This window comes from Microbacterium sp. LWO13-1.2 (assembly GCF_038397725.1).
Classification (GTDB): Bacteria; Actinomycetota; Actinomycetes; order Actinomycetales; family Microbacteriaceae; genus Microbacterium.
Genome location: NZ_CP151634.1, coordinates 2,368,013 through 2,390,180 on the forward strand (window position 1 = coordinate 2,368,013; position 22,168 = coordinate 2,390,180).

At 68.1% G+C, this 22,168-nt stretch carries 16 protein-coding genes; 3 read left to right on the top strand and 13 right to left on the bottom strand.

The genetic code is table 11. The annotated features are described in order from the left end of the window. Positions 1-18 precede the first annotated feature (18 nt). Complete coding sequence (locus tag MRBLWO13_RS11180) at positions 19-1,272, bottom strand: MFS transporter (RefSeq protein ID WP_341974074.1); 1,254 nt, start codon at positions 1,270-1,272, stop codon at positions 19-21. 36 nt (positions 1,273-1,308) lie between these two features. Here MRBLWO13_RS11180 and rsmA point away from each other — a divergent pair, with 36 nt between their 5' ends. Genes rsmA through MRBLWO13_RS11195 form a run of 3 tightly spaced genes read left to right on the top strand, consistent with a single transcriptional unit; the run spans position 1,309 to position 4,218 of the window. Then, positions 1,309-2,184 carry a 16S rRNA (adenine(1518)-N(6)/adenine(1519)-N(6))-dimethyltransferase RsmA gene (rsmA, locus tag MRBLWO13_RS11185; RefSeq protein ID WP_341974075.1) on the top strand — a complete coding sequence of 292 codons (876 nt, stop codon included), beginning with the start codon at positions 1,309-1,311 and terminating at the stop codon, positions 2,182-2,184. A gap of 23 nt (positions 2,185-2,207) precedes the next feature. After that, the gene (mgrA, locus tag MRBLWO13_RS11190; RefSeq protein WP_341974076.1) at positions 2,208-3,275 is read left to right on the top strand and encodes an L-glyceraldehyde 3-phosphate reductase; all 1,068 of its coding nucleotides are present in this window, start codon (positions 2,208-2,210) and stop codon (positions 3,273-3,275) included. 10 nt (positions 3,276-3,285) lie between these two features. Continuing rightward, the gene (locus tag MRBLWO13_RS11195; RefSeq protein WP_341974077.1) at positions 3,286-4,218 is read left to right on the top strand and encodes a 4-(cytidine 5'-diphospho)-2-C-methyl-D-erythritol kinase; all 933 of its coding nucleotides are present in this window, start codon (positions 3,286-3,288) and stop codon (positions 4,216-4,218) included. On the opposite strand, the gene MRBLWO13_RS11200 is transcribed toward MRBLWO13_RS11195, so the two are convergent. From MRBLWO13_RS11200 to MRBLWO13_RS11255, 12 genes are all read right to left on the bottom strand, one after another. Then, positions 4,208-5,854 carry a helix-turn-helix domain-containing protein gene (locus MRBLWO13_RS11200; protein WP_341974078.1) on the bottom strand — a complete coding sequence of 549 codons (1,647 nt, stop codon included), beginning with the start codon at positions 5,852-5,854 and terminating at the stop codon, positions 4,208-4,210. The two genes, MRBLWO13_RS11195 and MRBLWO13_RS11200, sit on opposite strands and share 11 nt — an antisense overlap. A 130-nt stretch (positions 5,855-5,984) precedes the next feature. After that, positions 5,985-7,091, bottom strand: a complete 1,107-nt coding sequence (gene menC, locus MRBLWO13_RS11205; protein WP_341974079.1) for an o-succinylbenzoate synthase — start codon at positions 7,089-7,091, stop codon at positions 5,985-5,987. Next, positions 7,088-7,954, bottom strand: a complete 867-nt coding sequence (locus MRBLWO13_RS11210; RefSeq protein WP_341974080.1) for a GNAT family N-acetyltransferase — start codon at positions 7,952-7,954, stop codon at positions 7,088-7,090. The genes menC and MRBLWO13_RS11210 overlap by 4 nt, the downstream gene beginning before the upstream one ends. After that, the gene (locus MRBLWO13_RS11215; RefSeq protein WP_341974081.1) at positions 7,951-9,066 is read right to left on the bottom strand and encodes a M20 family metallopeptidase; all 1,116 of its coding nucleotides are present in this window, start codon (positions 9,064-9,066) and stop codon (positions 7,951-7,953) included. Before MRBLWO13_RS11215 ends, MRBLWO13_RS11210 begins: the two co-directional genes overlap by 4 nt. Then, positions 9,066-12,401: a serine hydrolase gene (locus MRBLWO13_RS11220; protein ID WP_341974082.1), complete on the bottom strand. Its 3,336-nt coding sequence runs from the start codon at positions 12,399-12,401 to the stop codon at positions 9,066-9,068. The genes MRBLWO13_RS11215 and MRBLWO13_RS11220 overlap by 1 nt, the downstream gene beginning before the upstream one ends. A 19-nt stretch (positions 12,402-12,420) precedes the next feature. Continuing rightward, positions 12,421-13,464, bottom strand: a complete 1,044-nt coding sequence (locus MRBLWO13_RS11225; protein ID WP_341974083.1) for an ABC transporter ATP-binding protein — start codon at positions 13,462-13,464, stop codon at positions 12,421-12,423. After that, positions 13,461-15,413: a dipeptide/oligopeptide/nickel ABC transporter permease/ATP-binding protein gene (locus MRBLWO13_RS11230; protein WP_341974084.1), complete on the bottom strand. Its 1,953-nt coding sequence runs from the start codon at positions 15,411-15,413 to the stop codon at positions 13,461-13,463. The genes MRBLWO13_RS11225 and MRBLWO13_RS11230 overlap by 4 nt, the downstream gene beginning before the upstream one ends. Then, complete coding sequence (locus tag MRBLWO13_RS11235; RefSeq protein ID WP_341974085.1) at positions 15,410-16,408, bottom strand: ABC transporter permease; 999 nt, start codon at positions 16,406-16,408, stop codon at positions 15,410-15,412. Before MRBLWO13_RS11235 ends, MRBLWO13_RS11230 begins: the two co-directional genes overlap by 4 nt. A gap of 16 nt (positions 16,409-16,424) precedes the next feature. Further along, positions 16,425-18,020, bottom strand: coding sequence for an ABC transporter substrate-binding protein (locus MRBLWO13_RS11240; RefSeq protein ID WP_341974086.1), 1,596 nt, complete (start codon positions 18,018-18,020; stop codon positions 16,425-16,427). A 65-nt stretch (positions 18,021-18,085) separates the two neighbouring features. Beyond that, complete coding sequence (locus tag MRBLWO13_RS11245) at positions 18,086-18,991, bottom strand: serine hydrolase (protein ID WP_341974087.1); 906 nt, start codon at positions 18,989-18,991, stop codon at positions 18,086-18,088. Then, positions 18,988-20,376: a serine hydrolase domain-containing protein gene (locus MRBLWO13_RS11250; protein WP_341974088.1), complete on the bottom strand. Its 1,389-nt coding sequence runs from the start codon at positions 20,374-20,376 to the stop codon at positions 18,988-18,990. Before MRBLWO13_RS11250 ends, MRBLWO13_RS11245 begins: the two co-directional genes overlap by 4 nt. Before the next feature lie 149 nt (positions 20,377-20,525). Then, positions 20,526-22,130, bottom strand: coding sequence for an ABC transporter substrate-binding protein (locus MRBLWO13_RS11255; protein WP_341974089.1), 1,605 nt, complete (start codon positions 22,128-22,130; stop codon positions 20,526-20,528). Between the last annotated feature and the right edge of the window lie 38 nt (positions 22,131-22,168).

The window sequence follows — 22,168 nt, forward strand, 5'->3', positions numbered from 1 at the left end:
TACTGAAGCGCCTCGACATCATTCGCCCTGCTCGGGCCCGCCGACCGGCTTCGCGCTGACGATCTGCGAGATCGGCTTCCACACCAGGAGCAGCGTGATCGCGGCGCCGACGAAGGCGAACCACCAGGGACCGGTCAGTCCCCAGAACTGGGCGATCACGCCGCCCAGCGCCTGGCCGATGACCATGCCGCCGAAGACGCCGACCATGTTCACCGAGGCGACCCGGCCCTGCAGCTCGGCTGGTACCAGCCGCTGGCGCACCGTCGTCGAGATCGTGCCCCAGATGAACGCATACGCGCCGAAGACGAACATGATCACCAGAGCCACCCAATCGACGGTGGTCAGCGCGAACGCGAGGTGCATCAACACCTCGAGCGTCAGCACGACGCGCATGAGGGTGGCGAACGACACGTGCCGTTCCAGCCAGCCGAAGCTCACCGTCGCGAGCAGGCCGCCGGCGGCGGACGCCGTCGTGAGCATGCCGTACCCCACGGGGCCCATCTGCAGGTGCTCCGTCGCGTACAGCACGAGGACACCCCAGGGGGCGGCCCACGTGATGTTGAAGACGAGGATGATCAGCACCAGCATCCGCACCGGCGGGTTTCGCCACAGCCAGCGCAGCCCCTCGGCGATGTCCGTGTGCACCGGAGGGTGCGCGCCGGACTCTCTCGGCGGAACGGGTGTCCTCGCCATCCGCGAGATCAGCAGGACGGCGAAAGACACGCAGATGACTTCGAGCAGGAACGGCCACGCCGTGCCGGCGGCGAACAGGAAGGCGCCCAGCGGCGGGCCGGCGAACTGATTCGCGACGAGGTATCCGGCTTGCAGCCGCGCATTGCCGAGGCCGAGATCTGCCGGCTTCACGACCATCGGCAGCAGGGTGCTGCCCGCCGTGTCGACGAACACCTCGGCGGTCCCGTACAGGAATGCGACCGCGAAGACGATCCAGATGTTGGCCGAGCCGGTGACGAGGAAGACGCACAGCGCGGCCAGGACGACGGCGCGGGCGGCGTTCGCGAACATCACCAGTCGGCGGCGATCGAACCGGTCGGCGATGGCGCCCGCATGCAGGCCGAAGAGCAACCAGGGCAGGAACTGCAGGATGGCGCCGGATGCCACCAGGATCGGCGACGACGTCATCGAGGCGATCAGCAGAGGCGCCGCCGCGAGGGCGACTCCATCGCCGATATTGCTCGTCCAGGAAGAAGCGAGCAGCCAGCGGAAGTCTCTTCCCATCCGGCGAGGCGCGACGAGGTCACCGAGGGAGGGCATCATCAAAGAGTACTGGCGGTAGGGGACAATGGACGGATGACCGTCACCCTGCTCGGCGCCACCGAGATCCGCCGCCTTGCCGCCGAGCTCGACGTCACCCCCACGAAGAAGCTCGGCCAGAACTTCGTCGTCGACGCGAACACCGTCCGCAAGATCGTGCAAGCAGCACGCGTTCAGCCGGGGGAGCGCGTCGTGGAGGTCGGACCGGGCCTGGGCTCGCTCACGCTCGCCATCCTCGAAGCCGGCGCATCCGTCACCGCCGTCGAGATCGACCACCGCCTGGCCGCGCGCCTGGCGCAGACTGCCGCTGAGCACGGCGTCCCGCCCGAGATGCTCACCGTCGTCGACGCCGACGCGCTTCGCATAACCGAGCTTCCGGGCGAACCGACCGTGCTGGTCGCCAATCTGCCGTACAACGTGTCGGTGCCCGTGCTGCTGCATTTCCTCGAGAACTTCACCTACCTGCAGCGCGGAGTCGTGATGGTGCAGGCGGAGGTCGCCGAGCGGATCGCCGCGAAACCGGGGTCGAAGATCTACGGCACGCCGAGTGTGAAGGCCGCCTGGTACGGGGAATGGAAGCTCTCGGGCACCGTCTCGCGCCAGGTGTTCTGGCCGGTTCCCAACGTCGACAGCCTTCTCGTCGGGTTCGCTCGTGCGGCGACGGCGCGCGGCACGGAGGAAGAGCGGCGACGCACCTTCGCGATCGTGGACGCCGCCTTCAACCAGCGTCGCAAGATGCTCCGACAGGCGCTCTCCGGGATCTTCGGCAGCTCGGCCAGCGCATCCGAGATCCTGATCGCTGCCGGGGTCGCACCGACAGCGCGGGGCGAGGATCTCACTGTCGACGACTATCAGCGCATCGCCCAGCATGCCGAGCGCATCGAGATCGAGGAGAGCGAACGCGCTCACTGACGGTCAGGGACTAACCTGGCACGGTGACAGAGTCTTCGCGCTTCAGCCCCGACGTCCCCGAACTCCACCGCCCGTACGCGGCGGCCGAGAACCGTTACGAGCAGTTCGAGTACCGCCAGGTCGGCACGACCGGCTTGTATCTGCCGCCGATCTCGCTGGGCCTGTGGTGGAACTTCGGCGATAACATCCCGCTCGACAACCAGCGAGCGCTGCTTCGCCACGCCTTCGACCGAGGCATCACGCATTTCGATCTGGCCAACAACTACGGCCCGCCCTATGGCTCTGCCGAGAAGAACTTCGGCCGGATCTTCGCCGAGGACCTCCGCCCGTATCGCGACGAGCTGATCATCTCGTCGAAAGCCGGCTGGGACATGTGGCCCGGTCCCTACGGCGACCTCGGCAGCCGCAAGTACATCCTTGCGAGCGCCGAGCAGTCGCTGACGAGGATGGGACTCGACTACGTCGATATCTTCTACTCGCACCGCGTCGACCCGGTCACGCCGATCGAGGAGACCATCGGGGCGCTGGACACCCTCGTCCGGCAGGGCAAGGCGCTCTACGTGGGCATCTCGTCGTACAGCGCTGAGCGCACCGAGGCGGCGGTGAAGGTCGCCCGCGATCTCGGCACCCCGCTGGTGATCCACCAGCCCGCGTACTCGATCCTGAACCGCTGGGTGGAGGACGGGCTCACGGCGACGCTGGAGCAGAACGGGCTCGGCGCCATCGCGTTCACCCCGCTCGCGCAGGGGCTGCTCACCGACAAGTACCTCGGCGACGGCACCGCCGATCGCGCGCAGCAACGCGGATCGCTCCCGGACGGCCCGCTCACCTCCGCTGCGGTCGACACACTGCGTGCACTGAACGACGTCGCCCGCGACCGCGGTCAGTCGCTCGCGCAGATGGCGCTGCAGTGGACGCTGCGCAACCCGGTCGTCACGTCCGCGCTCATCGGAGCGTCGCGGACATCGCAGCTGGACGAGAACATCGCCGCCGTGAACGGTCCCGCGTTCGACGCCTCGGAACTCGCCCGGATCGACGAGCTCGCCGACGCCGTCGACGTGAACCTCTGGGCGAAGTCGTCCGACCTGTGAGCCCGAGCCCATGAGCTTCGCCTCGATCTCGGATGCCGTGCACGTGCGGGCACCGGGGAAGATCAACGTCTTCCTCGGCGTCGGCGCGCGCCACGACGACGGGTATCACGCCCTGGCGACGGTGTTCCAGGCGGTGTCGCTCTATGAGGACGTGATCGCGCACCACGCGGACGATTTCTCGGTGACGGTCTCGGGCGTGGACGACCCGGACAGCGTTCCGCTCGACGACCGCAACCTGGCGATGCGCGCGGCGAAGCTGCTGGCGTCGGCGACGGACTATTCCGGTGGTGTGGCACTCCAGATCCGCAAGAGCGTTCCGGTCGCCGGGGGCATGGGCGGCGGGTCGGCGGATGCGGCTGCTGCTCTCGTCGCCTGCGATGCGCTGTGGGGCACCGGACTGTCTCCGTCGCGACTGCACGAGCTCGCTGCGCGACTCGGTGCCGATGTGCCGTTCGCGTTGCACGGCGGCACGGCCGTCGGCACGGGCCGCGGTGATCAGCTCAATCCCGCACTCGCCAGGGGACGTTTCGACTGGGTGCTGGTGACGAGCGACGAGGGACTGTCCACCCCGGTGGTGTACCAACGCCTGGACGCGCTGCGCGCGGAGGAGGGTGCGCTCGCCGACGACCCGCCGGTCTCGCTCGACGTACCGATCCCGGTGCTGCAGGCGCTGCGCTCTGGCGATCCGGCGCTGCTCGCGGAGAGTCTGCACAACGATCTGCAGGCGGCGGCCGTCCACGAACGTCCTGACCTCGCGGAGACGATCCAGATCGGCATCCGCGAGGGCGCTCTTGCCGGCATCATCTCCGGCTCAGGGCCGACCGTCGCGCTGCTCTGCGATGGCCCGGAGAGTGCACAGGACGTGCAGTCGACGCTGCGGATGGCCGGCTACGATCCGCTGCACGTGCACGGCGCCGTCGCCGGTGCGCGCATCATGTCCTGATCTCGTCGGGAACGAGCAGGCGCAGCTGAACCATCGCCGAGAAGCGGGTGTCCGGGTCGGTCAGATCCAGGTCACTGATCTCGCCGAGCCGGCGCAGTCGATAGCGGAACGTGTTCGGGTGCGCATAGACGCGCTTCGCGGCCACGCTCACGTCACCGAAGGCATCCAGCCACGCGCGCAGGGTCTCAACGAACTGGGTGCCGCGCTCTCGATCGTGCGCGATCAGCAGGGCGACGGCTCCTGTCGGCTGATCGCCGCGGGCACGTACCAGATCGCCCAGCTCGACCAGGAGCGCGTCCATCTGCACCGCCGCGAAGACGGCGACCGCGTCGTGGCGGGTGGACTGCTGGATGACCCTCAGCGCGCGATCGGCGTGGATTCGCGAGACCGGGATCGTGGAGGTGTCCTCGGCGATCGTTCCGACGCCGACGCGGATGTCGGAGGATGATCCGAGACGGCCGAGGAAGTCTGTCGCGACGCGGGCGGCGCGGAGGTCGGCGTCGCTGTGGTCGGGGCGGGCCCCGGCGACGGCGTAGATGACATTGCCGACGACGGCGACGGCCGAGCGGAGGTAGACGGCGCCGAGGTGCATGGCGAAGGCGTCGGCGATCCGCTGCCTCTCGGCGGCGCCTCTGGCATCGGGCGACAGGTCGTCGCCGCGCCCGTCGGCGACCGACAGGGCGAGCACGACGCAGCGATGGTCGTTCAGGCGAAGCCTCGCCGAGGCGTCGGCGGCGCCCGGTCCTCCCTCGAGGATCGTCGCGAGCAGGTCGGCACGGAGGCGACGCTCGACGTCGGCCCCGGCCCGCAGACGGAGCATGTGCAGCGCGACGAGCCCCGCCGAGTCCTTGAGCGCACGAACGCGATCGCCGCTCAGCGGCTCCTGGACCGCGACCCAGATCGACCCCAGAATCTCGTCGCCGGCGCGTACGGCGAGGGCGACGCGGGGAATGGACGGGGTGCCGTCGGTGGTGCCGACGGGTTCGACGTCGATCGGATTCGTACTGCGGTACAGCTCCTGAAAGACCCCGCGCTCTTCGAGCTGCCGGGTGAATCGCTCCGGCACCTGACGGCCCAGCACCGTCTCGACTCTGGCGGGGTCGGCTTCGTCCTGTCGGCCGGAGAACGCGACGACGCGGGAGTTGCGGTCTTCGATCGTCACCGGAGCGTTCAGCAGCGTGGCGATCGCGTTCGCCAGCGCGAAGAGGTCACCCGCCGGCATGCCGCCCAGTGTCTGCGCTCCGCGATCGCCGACGTCGCCCTCTCCGATCAGGGAGCGGAGCATCGCGGTGAGCTGAGCCCAGGACGCTCCGCGGGTGAGAGCGAGAACCGGGATGCCTGTCTGCTCCGATGCCTCCAGCAGGGCGTCGTCGGCTCGCACCGGCGCACGCAGCACCAGAGCAGTCGCCTCCTGCGCGGCAAGGGCGTGCAGAAGCGCTGCGATCTCCACGGGATCGCTGAGCCCGACGCCCAGCACCAGGGCGCCGCGCATCGGCATCGCGTCGTCGAGGATGTCGTGGATCACGACGGCCTCGATCTCGATGTCGCGGTCGGTACTGCCGCAGACGACGTCGAGAAGCGTCGCTCCGAGATCTTCGATCACACGGCCGAGGCTGGCGCGGGGTCGTGTCGTCACTGACATGAGCACGACGCCCACGCTACGGGGTGATTGCGGGGGTTGAATCTGTGGAGCACGACGAAATCGTACCCGAATCTCGTCGTGCTCCACAGAAATCAATCCGCGAAGGCGATGCGGTTCCTCCGGATCAGAACGTGATCCATTCTGTACGCGTCGTGACGTCGTCCAGCGCATCCTGGTGCGGAGTGATTCCGATGCCGGGACCGGTCGGCACGGTGAGCGTGCCGTTCTCGATCACGAACGGCTCGGTGATGTCGCTCGAGTAGTAGCGGTTCGAGCCGGAGGTGTCGCCAGGGAGGGTGAAGCCGGGGAGTGCAGCGAGGGCGACGTTGGCAGCCCTGCCGATACCCGTCTCGAGCATCCCGCCGGCCCAGACGGGGATCTCGTTGGCCTGGCAGACGTCGTGGATACGCCGCGCTTCGAGATAGCCGCCGACGCGCCCCGGCTTGATGTTCACGATCGAGCAGGCGCCGATCGCGATCGCATCGGCCGCCGCGCGAGCGGAGACGATGGACTCGTCGAGACAGATCGGCGTCTTCACGACCTTCGCGAGTTGCGCGTGACCCAGGAGGTCTTCCTCGTCGAGGGGCTGCTCGATGAGGAGAAGGTCGAAGGGGTCGAGCTTCGCGAGGTGCTGCCCGTCGCCTCGCCGATACGCCGTGTTGGCGTCGACCTGGAGCAGGATGTCGTCACCGAAGCGCTCGCGCACGGCCCGCACGGGATCGATGTCCCAACCCGGTTCGATCTTGAGCTTGATGCGGACGTATCCCTCGTCGAGGTAGCCGTCGACGGCGTCGAGCAGCTCTGGGATCGACTCCATGATGCCCACCGAGACACCGCACTCGACCGTGTCGCGGACGGCGCCCAGCTCGCGTGACAGCGGAACTCCGCTGGCGCGCAGCTCGGCGTCGAGGATCGCGAGCTCCAGGCCGGCCTTCGACATCCGGTGACCCTTGAACTTGGCGAGCGCCGGTGCGACCTTCGACGCATCGAGATCGGGAACCTGCGCCAGTGCCGGAAGCAGGAAGCGCTTGATCACGTCGAGGCTCGCCTCGACGTACTCGGAGGAGTAGAGCGGGTCGCTCATCGCGACGCACTCGCCCCAGCCCTCGGCCTCGTCGGTGACGGCGCGCACGATGATGGCCTCGCGCACGGTCTCCACTCCGAACGACGTGCGAAACGGTGCCACCAGGGGCATCTCGATGACGCGGAGTTCGATTCCGGTGAGCTTCATTGGTGTTCTCCTCTGTCTAGGGTGTAGGTGCCTGTGCGGTCGAATCCCACGACCGACGCGCCCTGATCGAGCAGCGCGCCGAGAGTGTCGCGGAGCGCGAGTCGCCACTGCGTGGCACGGTCCGGGTCGGTGTTCCGAAGTTGTTCGATGTCGCGCGGCAACGACACCCGCACGAGCTGTGCCGAGGTCTCGTGGCGCAGCGGACCGAGATGGTCGTCGACGGTGAGCAGGTCCTCTCCGACCGGCACTTCGCCGGTGGCGACCTCGCCGCGGCAGGCGGCGGCGACGCGCGGATCCCGCACGTACCAGGTCACGAGCATCCGGTCGGTGTCGTCGCCGCCGTTAAGAGCGTCGCTCATCTGGCCGTAGAAGTTCTGGTGATAGGCGACGGGCGTCGCGGAGAGTTTCACGAGGTTGAAGTAGGCGTTGCGACTGATGAGCGGGTCGAAGGTCCAGGAGATCTCGTCGAGCTCGTTGTCGATCGCCCAGGACCGCTGGTGCGCCTTCAGTGCGAAACCGACGCTGCGCCCCCGCATCCGCGCGGAGACCCCGGCGATGTGGCTGTGCAGGGCGCGGCGCCCCGGTGCGGCGAAGAACCCGAAGCAGGCGCCGACCAGCTCGTCGCCGTCGTAGGCTCCGCCGACATAGCTGCCCGACTTGGAAAGTGCGCGGAGGGTCTCCACGTTCACCGGCAGCTGGCTGCCGTCCGACGCCCAGATCCTCTTGAACAGATCAGCGACCTCGGTGAACTCGCCCACCGTGGACAGCAGTCGGACATCCACGCCGGCGTCGTCGGCCGCGGCCTTCGCCGCCCCGGCGGCCTCGTGCGCGGCGCTCTGCGGCACTGTCTTCATGATGCTCATTCCCTTTCCCCCGTGAGGACCTCGATGAGCAGGCCCTCCAGCAGCGCTGTCCGTTCCGGAATCATCGCCACGATCACGTGTTCGTCGTCGGCATGCGCCCCACCGCCGACCGCTCCGAGCCCGTCGAGCGTCGGGACGCCGAGCCCTGCGGTGAAGTTGCCGTCGGACGCACCACCCACGGACACGCCGTCGAACGGCGTCAGACCGCGGCGCGCAGCGATGGCACTCGCCCTCGCGAACAGCTCGGCGGAGGCCGTGCGCTCCATGGGGCGGCGATTGAAACCGCCGTCGATGCGCACCTCCGCGCCGGGCACCGTCGTCGTGAGCGCACGGATGGCCTGATCGACGCGGTCCTGCTCCGCTCGCGTCTGCACTCGGACATCGACGGCGAACTCGGCGTCGGCCGGAACGGTGTTGGTGGTGCTCCCGGCGCGAAGAAGCGTCGGTGTCACCGTCGTGCCCGCGTCGGAGTCGCCGAGGCCGCTGATCGCCAGAATGAGATGAGCTGCCTCGACGGACGCGTTCACCCCACGGTGCGGTTCGAGGCCGGCGTGCGCGGCGCGACCGGTGATGACGACGCGGTAGAGCGAGACGCCTTTGCGGGCGACTTTCAGCGCGCCGCCATCGGCCGCGGCCTCCAGCACGAAGACCGCGGCGCAGTCCCGCGCCACATCCTCGATGAGAGCCTGCGAGCTGGGTGAGCCGAGCTCTTCGTCTCCGGTGATGAGGATGCAGATGCCGTCACGATCCTGCATCGCAGCCGCGGCATGAAACGCCATCACCACGCCGGTCTTCATGTCGAAGCATCCGGGGCCCCGGAGGATGCCGTCCCGGACCTCGAAGGGATGGGACTGCAGGGAACCGGACGGCCATACCGTGTCGTGATGGCCGAGCAGAAGCACCCGAGGTGTGCCGAAGCGCCAGCGGAGATGCGTTCGCCCTTCGAGCACGATCCGCTCGGGTGCGACGCCGAGCAGGCGCTCTCCCAGGGCGGCGGTGACGTCGGCGCTCCGCGCCACGGCATCGAGGTCTGACGACGGGGACTCGCAGTTCACGAGGGTCTCGATGTCTGAGACCAGGGTGTCGACGAGGAACGCCTCCTGCGTCGCCATCATGAGACCTTCGGCGCTGCGCGCACGCCGTAATGCATGTACTGCTCGCCGGTGGCGAGCGTGTAGAACACGAGCGCCTGCCAGGCTTGGGTGCCCTCGGGGCGGATGACGAACTCGTTCTCCCGCACCGGGATCAACGCGTGCTCCTCGATCGGATCGGGCAGCAGCGAGGCCAGCGGGCCGGTGACGGTCGTGCGCAGTCGCAACCCGCCTTCGACTTCGAGCACTTCGGCACTGACGCCCTGGCGGTCGTAGGAGCCCACGATCTCGGAGAAGTCGGCGATGTACGGATCCTCCGGCGGGGTGAGGTCGTCCGGGAGATGGATGCCCGCCAGCTCCGAGAAGATCTCGTCGAAGAGACCGTCGTACAGATCACGCGTGTTCCCGCCGTTGGAGAGAAGCGTCACCGCCAGTCCTTCCTCGGGAAGGATGCGCAGGAACGAGGACTGTCCGATCGTGTTGCCGTCGTGGCCGACCAGCTTCTTGCCGTCCCAGTCGAACAGGATCCAGCCCACGCCCCAGCCGTTGCCGATCGTATAGGGGTTGGGGACATCGACCTCGTGCTGCTGCATGCGGGCGACGCTCTCCGCGGAGAGCACGCGGGTGCCGTCGGCCGCGAGACCACCGGTGAGGTGCATCCGCGCGAACGCCAGGACATCGGCGGTGGTCGAGTTGATGAGCCCCGCCGGTCCCATGGACCGCGGAAGAACCCACGCCGGAGCCAGCTTCGGCCCGTCCTCGCCGATCTCCGTGTGGCCGCTGGCCGCGCGGAACATGATCGCCTCTTCGGGGAGGGTCGACGAGTGCGTGAGGCCGAGCGGCGACATCAGGAGGTCGCGCATCGCCTGGTCCCAGGTGGTTCCGGTGAGCTTCTCGATGACGCGGCCCGCGAGCACGAAACCGGAGTTGCAGTACGACATCGTCGCACCCAGTGGGTGATTCTGCGCCACCCCGTCGAGGATCTCGACGTACTTCTCGAGGGTGTCGTCGCCGCGGCCGGTGTCGGTGAAGACATCGCCGTCGATACCGCTCGTGTGGGTGAGCAGGTGACGCATCGTGACGGTGCGCGTGACCTCGGCGTCGGACGCGCGGAACTCGGGGAGGTACTGCGCGACGGGGGTGTCGAGGTCGAGCAGGCCGTCATCGACGAGCTTCATCGCGGCCGTCGCAGTCCACGCCTTGCTCATCGAGCCGATCTGGAAGACGGAGTCGTCGGTGGTCTCGATCCCGGTGCGGATGTTGAGGATGCCGTGGTGTGCGAACACCGGCTCCTCACCCAGCCGGAGGATGCCGAGCGTCGCGCCCGGCACGTGATGGGCCTCGGCGAGCGCGCTGAGACGCTGCTGCCAGTGGGTGGCGTTCAGGCGCGGACGGATCGGCGTACCCGCCGGCGGGGCGTACTGCTCGACCCAGTCGATGATGCGCTGCGAGAAGTCGGCTCGGTGCGACGGCGGCCCTGACAGCGGGAAGAGATGCGCTCCTCCCGGGTACAGCACGAGTCGTGTCGGAACGTCGCGCTCACGCAGTGCCGCGAACCATTGCTCGGCCTGGCCCACCGGGCAGCGGTCGTCTGCCGCGCCGTGCAGGATCAGCGTCGGGGCGGTGACGCGCTCGACCTGGGTGTAGGGCGACTGCGCCGCGAACTTCTCCTTGTCGCGCCAGGGGAGTCCGCCGTTCTCCTTGTCCGCGAGGTAGTGACCGACATCCGACGTGCCGCCGCCGCTGGAGAGATCGCTGATGACGCCACCGGCGATCGCGGCCGCGAAGCGATTGTCGCGCGAGGTCAGGTAGCAGGTCATGTAGCCGCCATAGCTGTACCCGGACACGCCGAGACGCGCGGGATCGGCGATGCCCTCCGCGACGAGCTGATCGATCGGCTCGAGGAAGTCGTTCGCGTCGCTGACGCCCCAGGCGCCGGACACCGCGCTGAAGAATGCGTCGCCGTAGCCATCGCTGCCGCGGGGGTTGATCGTGAGGATCGCCCAGCCGCGATGCGCGAGCATCTGATGGTAGGGGTGGGTGAGGTCGGCGGCGCCGTTCCAGGCGTTGTGCGGCCCGCCGTGGATGTCGAGCAGCAGCGGCAGAGGTCCATGGGCCTCGGGGTCGCGGCGGAGCCAGCCGGTGACGACGGTGCCGTCTGCGATGGTGAAACGACGCTCTTCCGCAGAGACGAGCGGGAAATCGACCGATCCGTATTCCGTGAGGGTGTGCACGGTGCCGTCGGCGAGATCGACGATCGCCACGTCTCCGAAGGAGGTCGGCGTGGAGAGGACGACCGCCGCGGTTGCGCCGGCGACGGAGAGTCCCGAGATGTTCGTGGTCCCTGCGACGAGTGCGCGAGCATCCGTTCCGTCGGTCGCGACGGTGTACAGGTGCGAATAGCCGTTGTCGCGGATCGAGAAGACCAGCCGCCCGCTGCCGTCCTGCTGCGGCATGCCTCCGGGATATCCAGGTCCGCCCGGCATGACGTTCCGGTCGAGTCCTGCGATCACGTCGATCGGCGCACCGCCCTCCACAGGGAAGAGCAGCAGACCGGCGTTGCCGACGGCGGTGTTCGTGCGACCGGCGGCGACGACGTGAGCGCCATCTGAGGTCCACCCGGTGACGGCGGCCTGTGTGTCGGCGGAGCCGAGCCGCACCGGAGCGGCGTTCGGGTCGGTCGCGGAGGTGATGAAGACCTGGATGCGCATCGTGAGGTCGGCGTCGTCGTCGGCTGCGGACGAGAAGGCGAGGCGGGTGCCATCGGGCGACCAGAACGGATCAGTGGTGTGCGCCGTGCCACGGGTGATCACGGTGACCGCGCCCGTCTCGACGGCGACGACGTGCACCTGCTGGACGAGTGTGCCGAGATGTCCGGCGCCGTCCGCCTTGTACCCGAGGCGGTCGGCGGCCGCGGGGGCGGAGCGGCGGGCGAGGATCGTCGCGCGGTCGTCGCCGGGGAGCGCGGCGCTGTCGACAGGGGCGGCGAAGGCGATCCTGGTGCTGTCAGGACTCCACTGCGGCGAACCCGCTCCCAACGGCAGCGAGGTGAGAGCGCGCGGCTCGCCGCCGTCGGTCGGGAGGACCCACACCTGCGCACCGGTCTCTCCGGCGCGCAGGAAGGCGAGCTGGCTGCCGTCGGGGCTCCACACGGGCGTCGAGTCGGCCGTGCCGTGCGTGAGGCGCTTCGGAGCCCCGCCGTCGCGGGCAACCTGCCAGAGCGCGCGGGTGTCCCGGTCGCCGTCGCGATCTGTCGTGCGCAGTGCGAAGACGACGCGCGAGCCGTCGGGGGAGAGGGCCGGCTGCTCCGGAGAGGTGATCGCGAGGAAGTCGTCGATGGTCACGCTGCGGTTCATGGGAACTCCAATCGGAAGGTCAGTTCACTGTGGCGGCCGAGGACGGCTGCCGTTTTGTGTCGGAGGCCGAAAGGAGGGCGACCGTTTGGGACTTCGGCACAGTTCCCAACGGGGCGTCCGCGCCGGTACCGGCGAAATGGCATGCCGCACCGCGTCCGCCGACGGGCTGGAGCGGTTCGGAGATGACGCAGATCTGGCGATCGGGGCGTGCGACCGGCCCTATCGGACACCGGGGGTGGAAGCGGCATCCGCTGGGCGGAGCGTGCGGATCGGCAGGTTCGACGTCGATGAGCGCAAGCGGATCGATGTCGAGCAGACTTCCGTGTCGCGTCGGCGCGGAAGCGAGCAGCTCCTTCGTGTACGGATGCTGCGGATCGGCCAGGACCTGATCGGTCGGGCCGACCTCGACGATCTTCCCCAGGTACATCACCGCGATGTAGTCGCTGAGATACCGCACCACGGCGAGGTTGTGCGAGATGAAGAGCATCGTGAGGTCGAGTTCGGCACGCAGTTCGCGGACGAGGTTCAGCACGGAGCCCTGCACGGAGACATCGAGCGCCGAGGTGATCTCATCGGCGATGATGACCTCGGGACGGCCCGCGAGAGCCCGAGCCAGGGCGATGCGCTGGCGTTGGCCGCCGGAGAGCGCCGCGGGCAGCGACGTCGCGCGTTCCGGGTCTAGGCTCACCAGATTGAGCAGCCGTGCGACCTCCGCACGCCGTGCGGTACGGCTGCGGACGCTGCGCGGAAGGGCTTCGGCGATCGACTCGCCGATCGTCATCCGGGGGTCGAGCGAGGAGAACGGGTCCTGGAACACCATCTGGATGGGGCGGTGGCGGCGGAAGCTGCGCACATCCACTCCGCCGAGCGTGATGGTTCCGTCGCTGATCGGGGAGAGCCCGATCGCGGCGCGTGCGAGGGTCGATTTTCCTGAACCCGACTCGCCGACGAGCCCGACGACGGAGCCGGAGGGGACGACCAGGCTCACGTCGTCGACGGCGGTGAGGCCTGCTCGGTGCGTGCCGTAGCGAACGCTCACATGATCGAAACGCAGCTCACTCATCGGATGACTCCCTCGTGCTCGACGATCGGCAGGGCTGAGGTGACCGCCGAAACGGTGGCGTCGGCGTTCGCCGGGCTGTCGCCATCGACCGGGTGCCAGCAGGCGACGCGGTGGCCGGCGGCATCGTCGACGAGTTCCGGATCCTGTTCGCGGCAGAGCGCGGAAGCAAGCGGACAGCGGTCGGCGAAGGCGCAGCCGGCTGGAAACGCCCCGGGGGCGGGCGGGCGACCGGGGATCATCTTGAGGGGGATCGAGCGGTCGGTGTCGATCTCGGGCACGACGTCGAGGAGTGCCCGGGTGTACGGATGCTGCGCGTGTGTGTGCAACTGCGCAGCGGGGAGATCCTCCACGACGCGACCCGCGTACATGACCAGCACTCGATCGCACGTCTGAGCGATCACGGCGATGTCATGACTGATCAGGAGCATCGCGGCGTCGGTGTCGCGGCGGACCCCGGCGAGCAGCTGCAGCACCTGACGCTGCACCGTGACGTCGAGCGCCGTCGTCGGCTCGTCGGCGATGATCAGGCGGGGGTGATTCATCAGTCCCATGGCGATCATCGCTCGCTGGCGCATACCGCCCGAGAACTCATGCGGGTACTGCCGAGCGCGCCGGTGCGCTGCCGGCACGCGTACGGCCTGAAGCCGGTCGACCGCGCGCGCCATCGCCGCCGATCGGTTGAGTCCCTGGTGCTCGGATGCGGCTTCGGCGAGCTGGGATCCGATGCGCCTGGTCGGGTTGAAGGAGGTCATCGGATCTTGGAAGACCATGGCGAGAGACGTGCCGAGGAGACTGCGAACCGAGTGCTCAGGAGCATCGAGCAGAGGTGTGCCGCAGAAGCTCAGGTGCGCGGCGGAGATCCGACCAGGCCGTTCGATGAGCTGCGCGGCGGCGAGTGCGGTCAAGCTCTTCCCTGACCCGGATTCTCCGACGACTCCGACTGCCTCTCCGCGGGAGATGGTGAAGCTCACACCTCGCACCGGCGTGAGCCAGCCATCGGGGCCGGGGAAGGACACGCGCAGATCGTCGACGCGGAGTACCACGTCTTCGTCGACGACCTGCGCGAGAACGGGGGCGCTCATGCGACCGAACTGGGGGAGCCGGCCGCGATGGCGTGCGCTGCGTCCGCCGATGACGGAGGCTGCGGTCTCGCCGAGCAGGTTGAAGGCGAGTCCGGCGACGACGACCGCGACGGCCGGTCCGATCGCCGCCGCTGGATTCAGGTAGATGCGGTTCAGGCCTTCGCCGAGCATCCGTCCCCAGTCGTATGCAGGCACCTGCACGCCGAGTCCGAGGAACGAGAGGCCCGCGAACGCGAGGAGGGCTGATCCCGCACCGACCGTCGCGTTGACCACGAGCGGCTCGCCGATGTTCGGCAGGATATGCCGGATCAGCACCCGGATGCGGGAGACGCCGGCGACGCGCGCTGCCGCGATGAAGTCGCGGCCGGCGATCGAAGCGGAGAGGGTCTGGGTCAAGCGGGCGAAGCCGGGGGCCATGGCGAAACCGATCGCGAGCACGGCGCCGGTGGTGCCGACTCCGAAGATCACGGCGAAGAACAGGGCGAGCAGGAGCCCAGGGAATGCCACAGCGATGTTGACGACGCCCGCGATCAGGCGTCCGGCCCAACGGGGGAGCACGGCAGGGGCAGTGCCGAGGAGCGTGCCCACCGTGACGCCGATGAGGACTGCGGCGACCGCGAGAGTGATGGACAAGCGCGTCGCGACCAGGACTCGGGCGAGCACGTCGCGCCCGAGGGAATCGGTGCCGAGCAGATGAGCGGCGCTGGGGCCCTGCGTGATCGCGGTCGGATCGACCTGTTCGGCCTGCGGCCCCCAGATGATCGGCGCGAAGATCGCGGTGAGCGCGACGAGGACGACGAGGGCGAGCGCCGTGGCGCCCAAGGGTGAACGGACGACGTCGAGCCATTTCGAGCGTGCAGACATCATGCCTCCCGGATTGTGGAGCGGGGATCGAGGAGCGCGAGGACGACGTCGATCACGAAGTTGACCAGCAGCACGCCGACGCCATAGACGAGGACGATGCCCTGCACGACCGAGTAGTCCTTGGTCAGGATCGACTGCACGATCATCGTTCCCAGGCCCGGCCAGGCGAAGACGTTCTCGACGAGGACAGTGCCGGCGACCATGCCGGTGAGCAGGAGTCCGGTGAGGGTGAGCGTGGCCGTCATGGCGTTCGGAAGCGCATGCCGCGTATAGATCCGCCGAGGGGCGAGGCGCTTGGCGCGCGCCGTACGGATGAAGTCCTGGCTGAGGACGGCGAGCACCTCGACGCGGATGATCCGGGCGAAGACGGCGATGGGGCCGACAGCGAGCGCCAGGACCGGCAGGACGAGCGACATCGACGCGGTGTTTCCGGCCACGGGGAACCACCCGAGCGAAACGGCGAAGACGTATACCAGGCCGACCGCGAGGAGGAACTCGGGAATGGCGGCGAGGACGACGGTGGCGGTGGCGAAGGTCAGCTCCGCCCCTCGTCGGCGTCCACCGCGCGTGGCGACCGCCATCGTGACGCCCAGCGGCACGGCCACGAGGAGAACGAGCAGCACGGCGAGCACCGCCAGTTGCAGAGTTGCCGGCAGCCGTGTCGAGATGATCTCGCTCACCGGCTGGCTCGTGATCATGGACGTGCCCATGTCGCCGGTGAAGAGGCCGCCGATATACCGCACGTACTGCAGAGCGAGGGGTTGATCGAGGCCGAGCGCCGCTCGTCGTGCTTCGACGAGCTCGGCGGGGGCGTTCATCCCGAGGGCGGCTCGAACCGGATCACCCGGCACCAGGTGGATCATGAGGAAAGCAGCCGTGACCAGCACCCACACCGAGAGGACGAACTGCCCTCCACGACGGACCAGGAACGACAACCAGGGGTTGTCGGACCGTGCGGATCTGATCAATATCGCCTGCGTGGCGGTGGTACTGGCCATCGGCTGCTTCCGGTCCTTACTCGTACATGCGGATCGACGCGGGGTCGATGCCGTCGTTCTCGATGAACTCCGCGTTGTGCGCGTAGGTCGCCCGATTCTGGTTGGCGAAGGGGACCACGCTCGTCGTGGCATACAGCGCCTGCTCGGCCCTGCCCCAGTCGTCGCATCCCTCATCGCCCGCCTTGTTCGACGCCGCGGTGACGGCCTCGGTGTACTCGGCGTTGTCGATCGACGCGAAGTTGGTGCCGTTCGGCGGATTCGGACCCGAGTAGAACGGCACGAGCATGCTCGGCATCGACACGGTGATGGGTGCGGCAGAGACATCCCAGTCACCGCTGACGAAAAGCGTCTCGCTCAGAGTCGGAGAATCGACCGACTTCACCGTGAGTCCGACTCCGAGGTCCTTCCACGTCGCCTGGATCAATTCGGCGCTGGCATTGCCGGAGTCACCCTGGAGAGAGGAGTAGATCATTCCGAGCTCGAGCTTCTTTCCGTCCTTTTCGCGGATGCCATCAGAGCCGACGACCCAGCCGGCATCGTCGAGAGCCTTCGCTGCGGCCTTGGCATCGACTTCCGGGATGAATCCGTCCACGACGTCGGCGCGGCACGGGTTCGGCGAGACGGTGACGAGGCCGGTCGGTACGGTCCCTTGACCGCTGGTGAGCACCTGACGAAGCTGGGCGAGATCGAGTGCCTGGATCAGCGCCTCGCGCACCTCCTGGTCGGCGGTCGGGCGGCCCTCGCCCTGGTTGAAGATGATCTGACCGGCCGGGACAGGGAGCGCCGTCTTGAACAGTCCGGCGTCGTCGAGACGCTTCGTGTCCGGACCGATCACGCCTGCGGCGTTCACTTCTCCGGAAAGCAGCAGGTTCGCCGCCGTCGTCTCGTTCGGGACGACGCGGAACACCACCTTGTCCGGCAAGCCGGCCTGCTCCGGATCCCAGTCGCCAGGGCCCCAGGCGAAGTCCTTGCGCCGGGTGAGCGTGTACTGGCTGTTGGGTACGATCTCGGTCATCGTGAACATCCCGGTTGCGCCCTTGCCCGCGGCGAGGGCTTCTGGGTCATCCAGGACGGTCCCGCAGACGATGGCGATGCTGCCGATGTTCTCCAGGAGGAACGAGTCGGGGCGTCCGCTCGTCACCGTCACGGTGCCGGCGGCATCGTCGCCGACGGCCGTGGTTCCGGGCTGCACCTGGAGTCCGATCAGAGGCGATCCGTTGGCCGGGTCGCCGATGTGACTGATGTTGGCAGCGACGTCCGTCGCGGTCAGCGGGGTTCCGTCCTCACAGGTGATCCCGTCGCGGAGGGTGAAGTTGACGGTGGTGGTGTCGGATTCCCAATCGGATGCGAGTCCGGAGACGACGCTGCCGTCGTCCTGCACCTCGATCAGGCGCGAGTAGAGGAAACGGCCGATGGAGCGTGCCACCGACATCACGGTGATCAGGGGATCGAGGTTCCCCGGGTCCGTGGAGATGACGCTGGTGAAGGTCTTGCCCTCGGCGAGGGATCCCTTGTCACCACCGCCACCGGACGAAGTGCCGGGAGCGGCGCAGGAAGTGAGCACGAGCGCCGCAGCGCCGATGAGAGCGAGGAGAGGAGTAGGAGAACGCATCTGTTGCCTCCAGGAGGGTTATATGAGGAGTAGTGCTTCGGGTGGACCGCGGGGTGGGAGCGGGCTCAGAGGGTGATGGACCGCAGGTGCTCGACGGCAGCGAACGCGGCACGTCCGATGGATGCATCGACCGCGGGAAGCCGTTCGGCGAGCGAGTCCGCGCGGGTGAACACGGCGACCGCGTATTGGCGTCCGTCCGGGTAGGTGACCACGCCGGCCTCGTTGCGCCACGCGGGCAAGGTGCCCGTCTTCGCCGCGATCTGCACCCCTGACGGGAAGCCCGACGAGAGTCGGTGCGGCCAGATCTGCCGCGCCATGATCTCGCGTGCGCTCGCCGCGGCCTCCGGAGAAGCCGCGACATCGGTCCACAGAGCGTTCAGCAGCGTGGTGATCTCGCGCGGCGTCGATCCCGAGGATCGAGTCGGATCGAGTGCGCTGAGAGCCCACATCTGGTCCTCGGTGGCCGCGGCGAGCAACTCTTCGAGGTCGCTCTCCGCGGTGCCGCCGAGGTCGGCGACCACCGAGTCGAACAGGTCCTCGCAGCATCCGATCAGATGCGTGTCGGCAAGGCCGAGGTCGGTGATGACCTGCTTCACGGCCTCTGCGCCGAGCCGGTGGTAGATGACGTCGGTGGCGGCGTTGTCGCTCATCGTCATCATGTTCGATGCAAGATCGCGCCAGCTCGCCTCGACATCATCGGCGAAGCCGGCAGTGCCGACGCCGCCGATCCGATACCGGGCGGTCACCGTGGTGCGGCCGGTCGCATCGAGCGTTCCGGCTTCGACCGCGCGGACGTACGCCGTGAGCACCAGGATCTTGAAGACGGATGCGAGCACGACGGGTTCATCAGCGCGCACCGTCACCTCGGGGCCGTTGTCGACTCCCACTTCTCTGGCGTGCAGGAATCCGGTCGCTCCGACCTGGGAGAAGATCTCAGCGATCTCCGTGAACTCCGCCGTCTGAACGGTCATGCGCTGACCCGCCGATCTGCGCGCCCGGTGTGCAGATAGAGGGCGCGTCCCGAGCCGTCGTCTCCGACGAAGGCGTGCGGCATGTGCATGCCGCGGTCCGGGCGGGCGGGAACGAGGCTGTCGCCGTTCCAGCCGACGAGTTCGACGGGCTCGGGGGCGGGGCCGAGTTCGGCGAAGATGCCCTTCATCGTGCGCTCGAGCCAGATCTTGCCGTCGTCGTCCAGACGCACGGTCGAATCCGAGACCGACGACGAGTACGTCCCGAGGATGCGCTCCAGGTTCACGTCGACGGGAGTCGCGGGAGGCGCGGGGAGAGGACGCATCGTGACGTCGGCGAGTTCGCCGAGGATCTTCGTCATCAGCGTCGTGTAGAGCGAAATGGGGGAGCCGCCGTTGGTGAGGACAACCACGGCGACGTCGGCACCCGGGACGATGCGCAGGAACGCACTCTGTCCGATCGTTCCGCCGTCGTGCCCGATGACCGGTCCGCCGTCCCAGTCGAAGATCTCCCAGCCGAGGCCCCAGGCGTTGCCCAGGACGCCGAGGTCGGGAAGCTCCACCTGGCGCTCCTGCATGGCGTTCACGCTCTCGGCCGAGAGCACCTGCGTGCCGTCCGGACCTTTGCCACCGTCGATGTGCATGCGCGCGAACCCGAGAAGGTCACGAGCCGTCATCGCCAGCATGGAACCCGCAGGTGCGTTGGAGCGCACGAGACTCCACACCGGTGCCGGCACGGGGACGTCGCTGCCCTCGGCGGGGATGTGGCCGAGAGCCGCGCGGAACCGGATCGCCTCGGATGCGTCTGTCGCGACGTGGGTGAGCTGCAGCGGGTTTGCCAGGTGCTCGCGGAGTGCGCGGTCGAACGGCTTGTCGCGCAGCACCTCGATGATACGGCCGAGCACCACGAACGCGGCGTTGTTGTACGAGAAGCGCTCGCCGGGTGCGAACAGCTGCGGCGCATCCGCGATGACGGCGAGGTACTTCTCCACGCAGTCGTCCCCGACGCCGGTGTCGATGAACAGGTCGCCCTCGAAACCGCCGACGTGACTGAGCAACTGTCGCGTCGTGATCGCTCTCGCGGCGTCCACGTCTGCAATGGCGAACGCGGGCACGGTGTCGCGAACCGGTGCGTCGAGGTCGAGGAGTCCCTCATCCACGAGCTGCATGACGAGCGTCGTCGTCCAGGTCTTGGTGATGGACCCGATCTGGAACACGGAGTCGACATCGGCCTCGACGCCGGTGTTCTTGTTCAGGACACCGGCGGCGGTTGTGAACACCTCGCCGCCGGCGAGGATGCCGACAGATGCAGCAGGAACGTGATCTGCGGCGATGAGTTCGGCGAGATTCTCCTGTACCCAGGTGCCGATTTCGGACAGCGTGGACATGTGCGCTCCTCTTCATCGAGTGCGCCGTCAGAGGGGTGTGACGGCGATTGGCCCGAGACTATTCGCCCCCCATCGGAGGGCGTTTGTGCGGGTAGACGAGACTTCGTTGCCTGTTCGTACGGGCGGACGAAAAGCGGGGTGCTCGGCGACTACTCGTACATACGAATCGACGTCGGGTCGAGGCCGTCGTTCTCGATGAACGTCGCCTTCTGGGCGTATGTCCCGGTGAGCTGATCGGCGTAGGAGACGACGGTCGTCGATGACAGGAGAGCACGCTCCGCGTCGATCCAGTCCGCGCACCCTTCGGTCCCGGCCTTGGCCGATGCGGTGGCGGCGGCGGCCGAGTACTCCGCGTTGTCGATCGACGCGAAGTTGGTGCCGTTCGGCGGCGTGGGACCGGCGTAGAACGGGATGAGCATGTTCGGCAGGGGAACCGAGACGGGAACTGCCGAGACATCCCAGTCGCCGCTCACGAAGAGCGTCTCGCTCACGGTCGGAGCGTCGGCGGACCTCACGCTGAGGTCGACGCCGAGTTCTTTCCAGGTCGCCTGGATCAGCTCGGCTGCGGCACCGCCGGCGTCGCCCTGCGCCGAGGCGTACAGCAGACCCAGCTCCAGCCGTTGGCCGTCCTTCGCGCGGATTCCGTCGGAACCGACCTCCCATCCGGCATCGTCCAGAGCATGCGCGGCAGCATCCGCATCGACGTCGCGAGCGAAGTCGTCGGCGAGATCGGCGCGACACGGGTTCGGTGAGATCGTGACGAGACTCTTGGGTGCTGTGCCGTCAGCTCCGGCGATGACGAGCCGCAACTTCTCGAGATCGAGAGCCTGGACCAGGGCTTCGCGGACCGCCTGGTCCGCCGTCGGTCGTCCATCGGCCTGGTTGAAGGTCAGCTGCCCGACGACCAGAGGCAGGTCCGTCCTGATCAGGCCGGCGCTGTCGAGACGCTGCTTGTCCGGTCCCATCACGAGTGCGGCGTTCGCCTCTCCGGAGAGCATCAGATTCGTCGCGGTCGTCTCATTCGGCACCACGCGGAAGATGACCTTCTCGGGCAGTCCGGCCTGTTCCGCGTCCCAATCGCCCGGACCCCATGTGAACTCGTCACGTCGGGTCAGCGTGTACTGGCTGTTCGGGATGATCTCGGTCATCGTGAACATGCCGGTGGCGCCTTCGCCTCTGGCGAGTGCTGCGGGATCGTTCAACACGTTCCCGCAGACGATCGCGATGCTCCCGACGTTCTCGAGCAGGAACGAATCCGGGCGCCCGCTGGTGACGGTGACGGTGCCTGCGGCGTCGTCGCCGACCGCGGTCGTACCCGCCTGCACTTGCTGCCCGACCATCGGCGACCCATTCGATTCATCACCGATGTAGGCGATGTTGGCCGCGATATCGGTGGCGGTGAGGGGACTTCCGTCTTCACACGTGACCCCGTCGCGAAGAGTGAACGTCGCCGTGGTGGTGTCGGACTCCCAGCTCGAAGCGAGTCCGGCGACGATGCTGCCGTCGGTCTGCATCTCGATCAGTCGGGAGTACAGGAACCGGTCGATCGAACGGGCATACGACAACACGGTGACCAGGGGATCGAGGCTGCCCGGATCGGTCGAGATGAGGTGGACGAACGTCTTGCCCTCGGCGAGTGTGCCCTCCCCGTTGCCGCCTGATGGCGACGCGCCGGGCGCGGCGCACGAGGTCGCCACCAGAGCGGTGGCGCCGACGAGCGCGGCGAGCGTGGTGCGAGCGGTACGTGAACGCATGTGTTGTCTCCAGCTTGTCTGTGGATCTCGGGTGACGC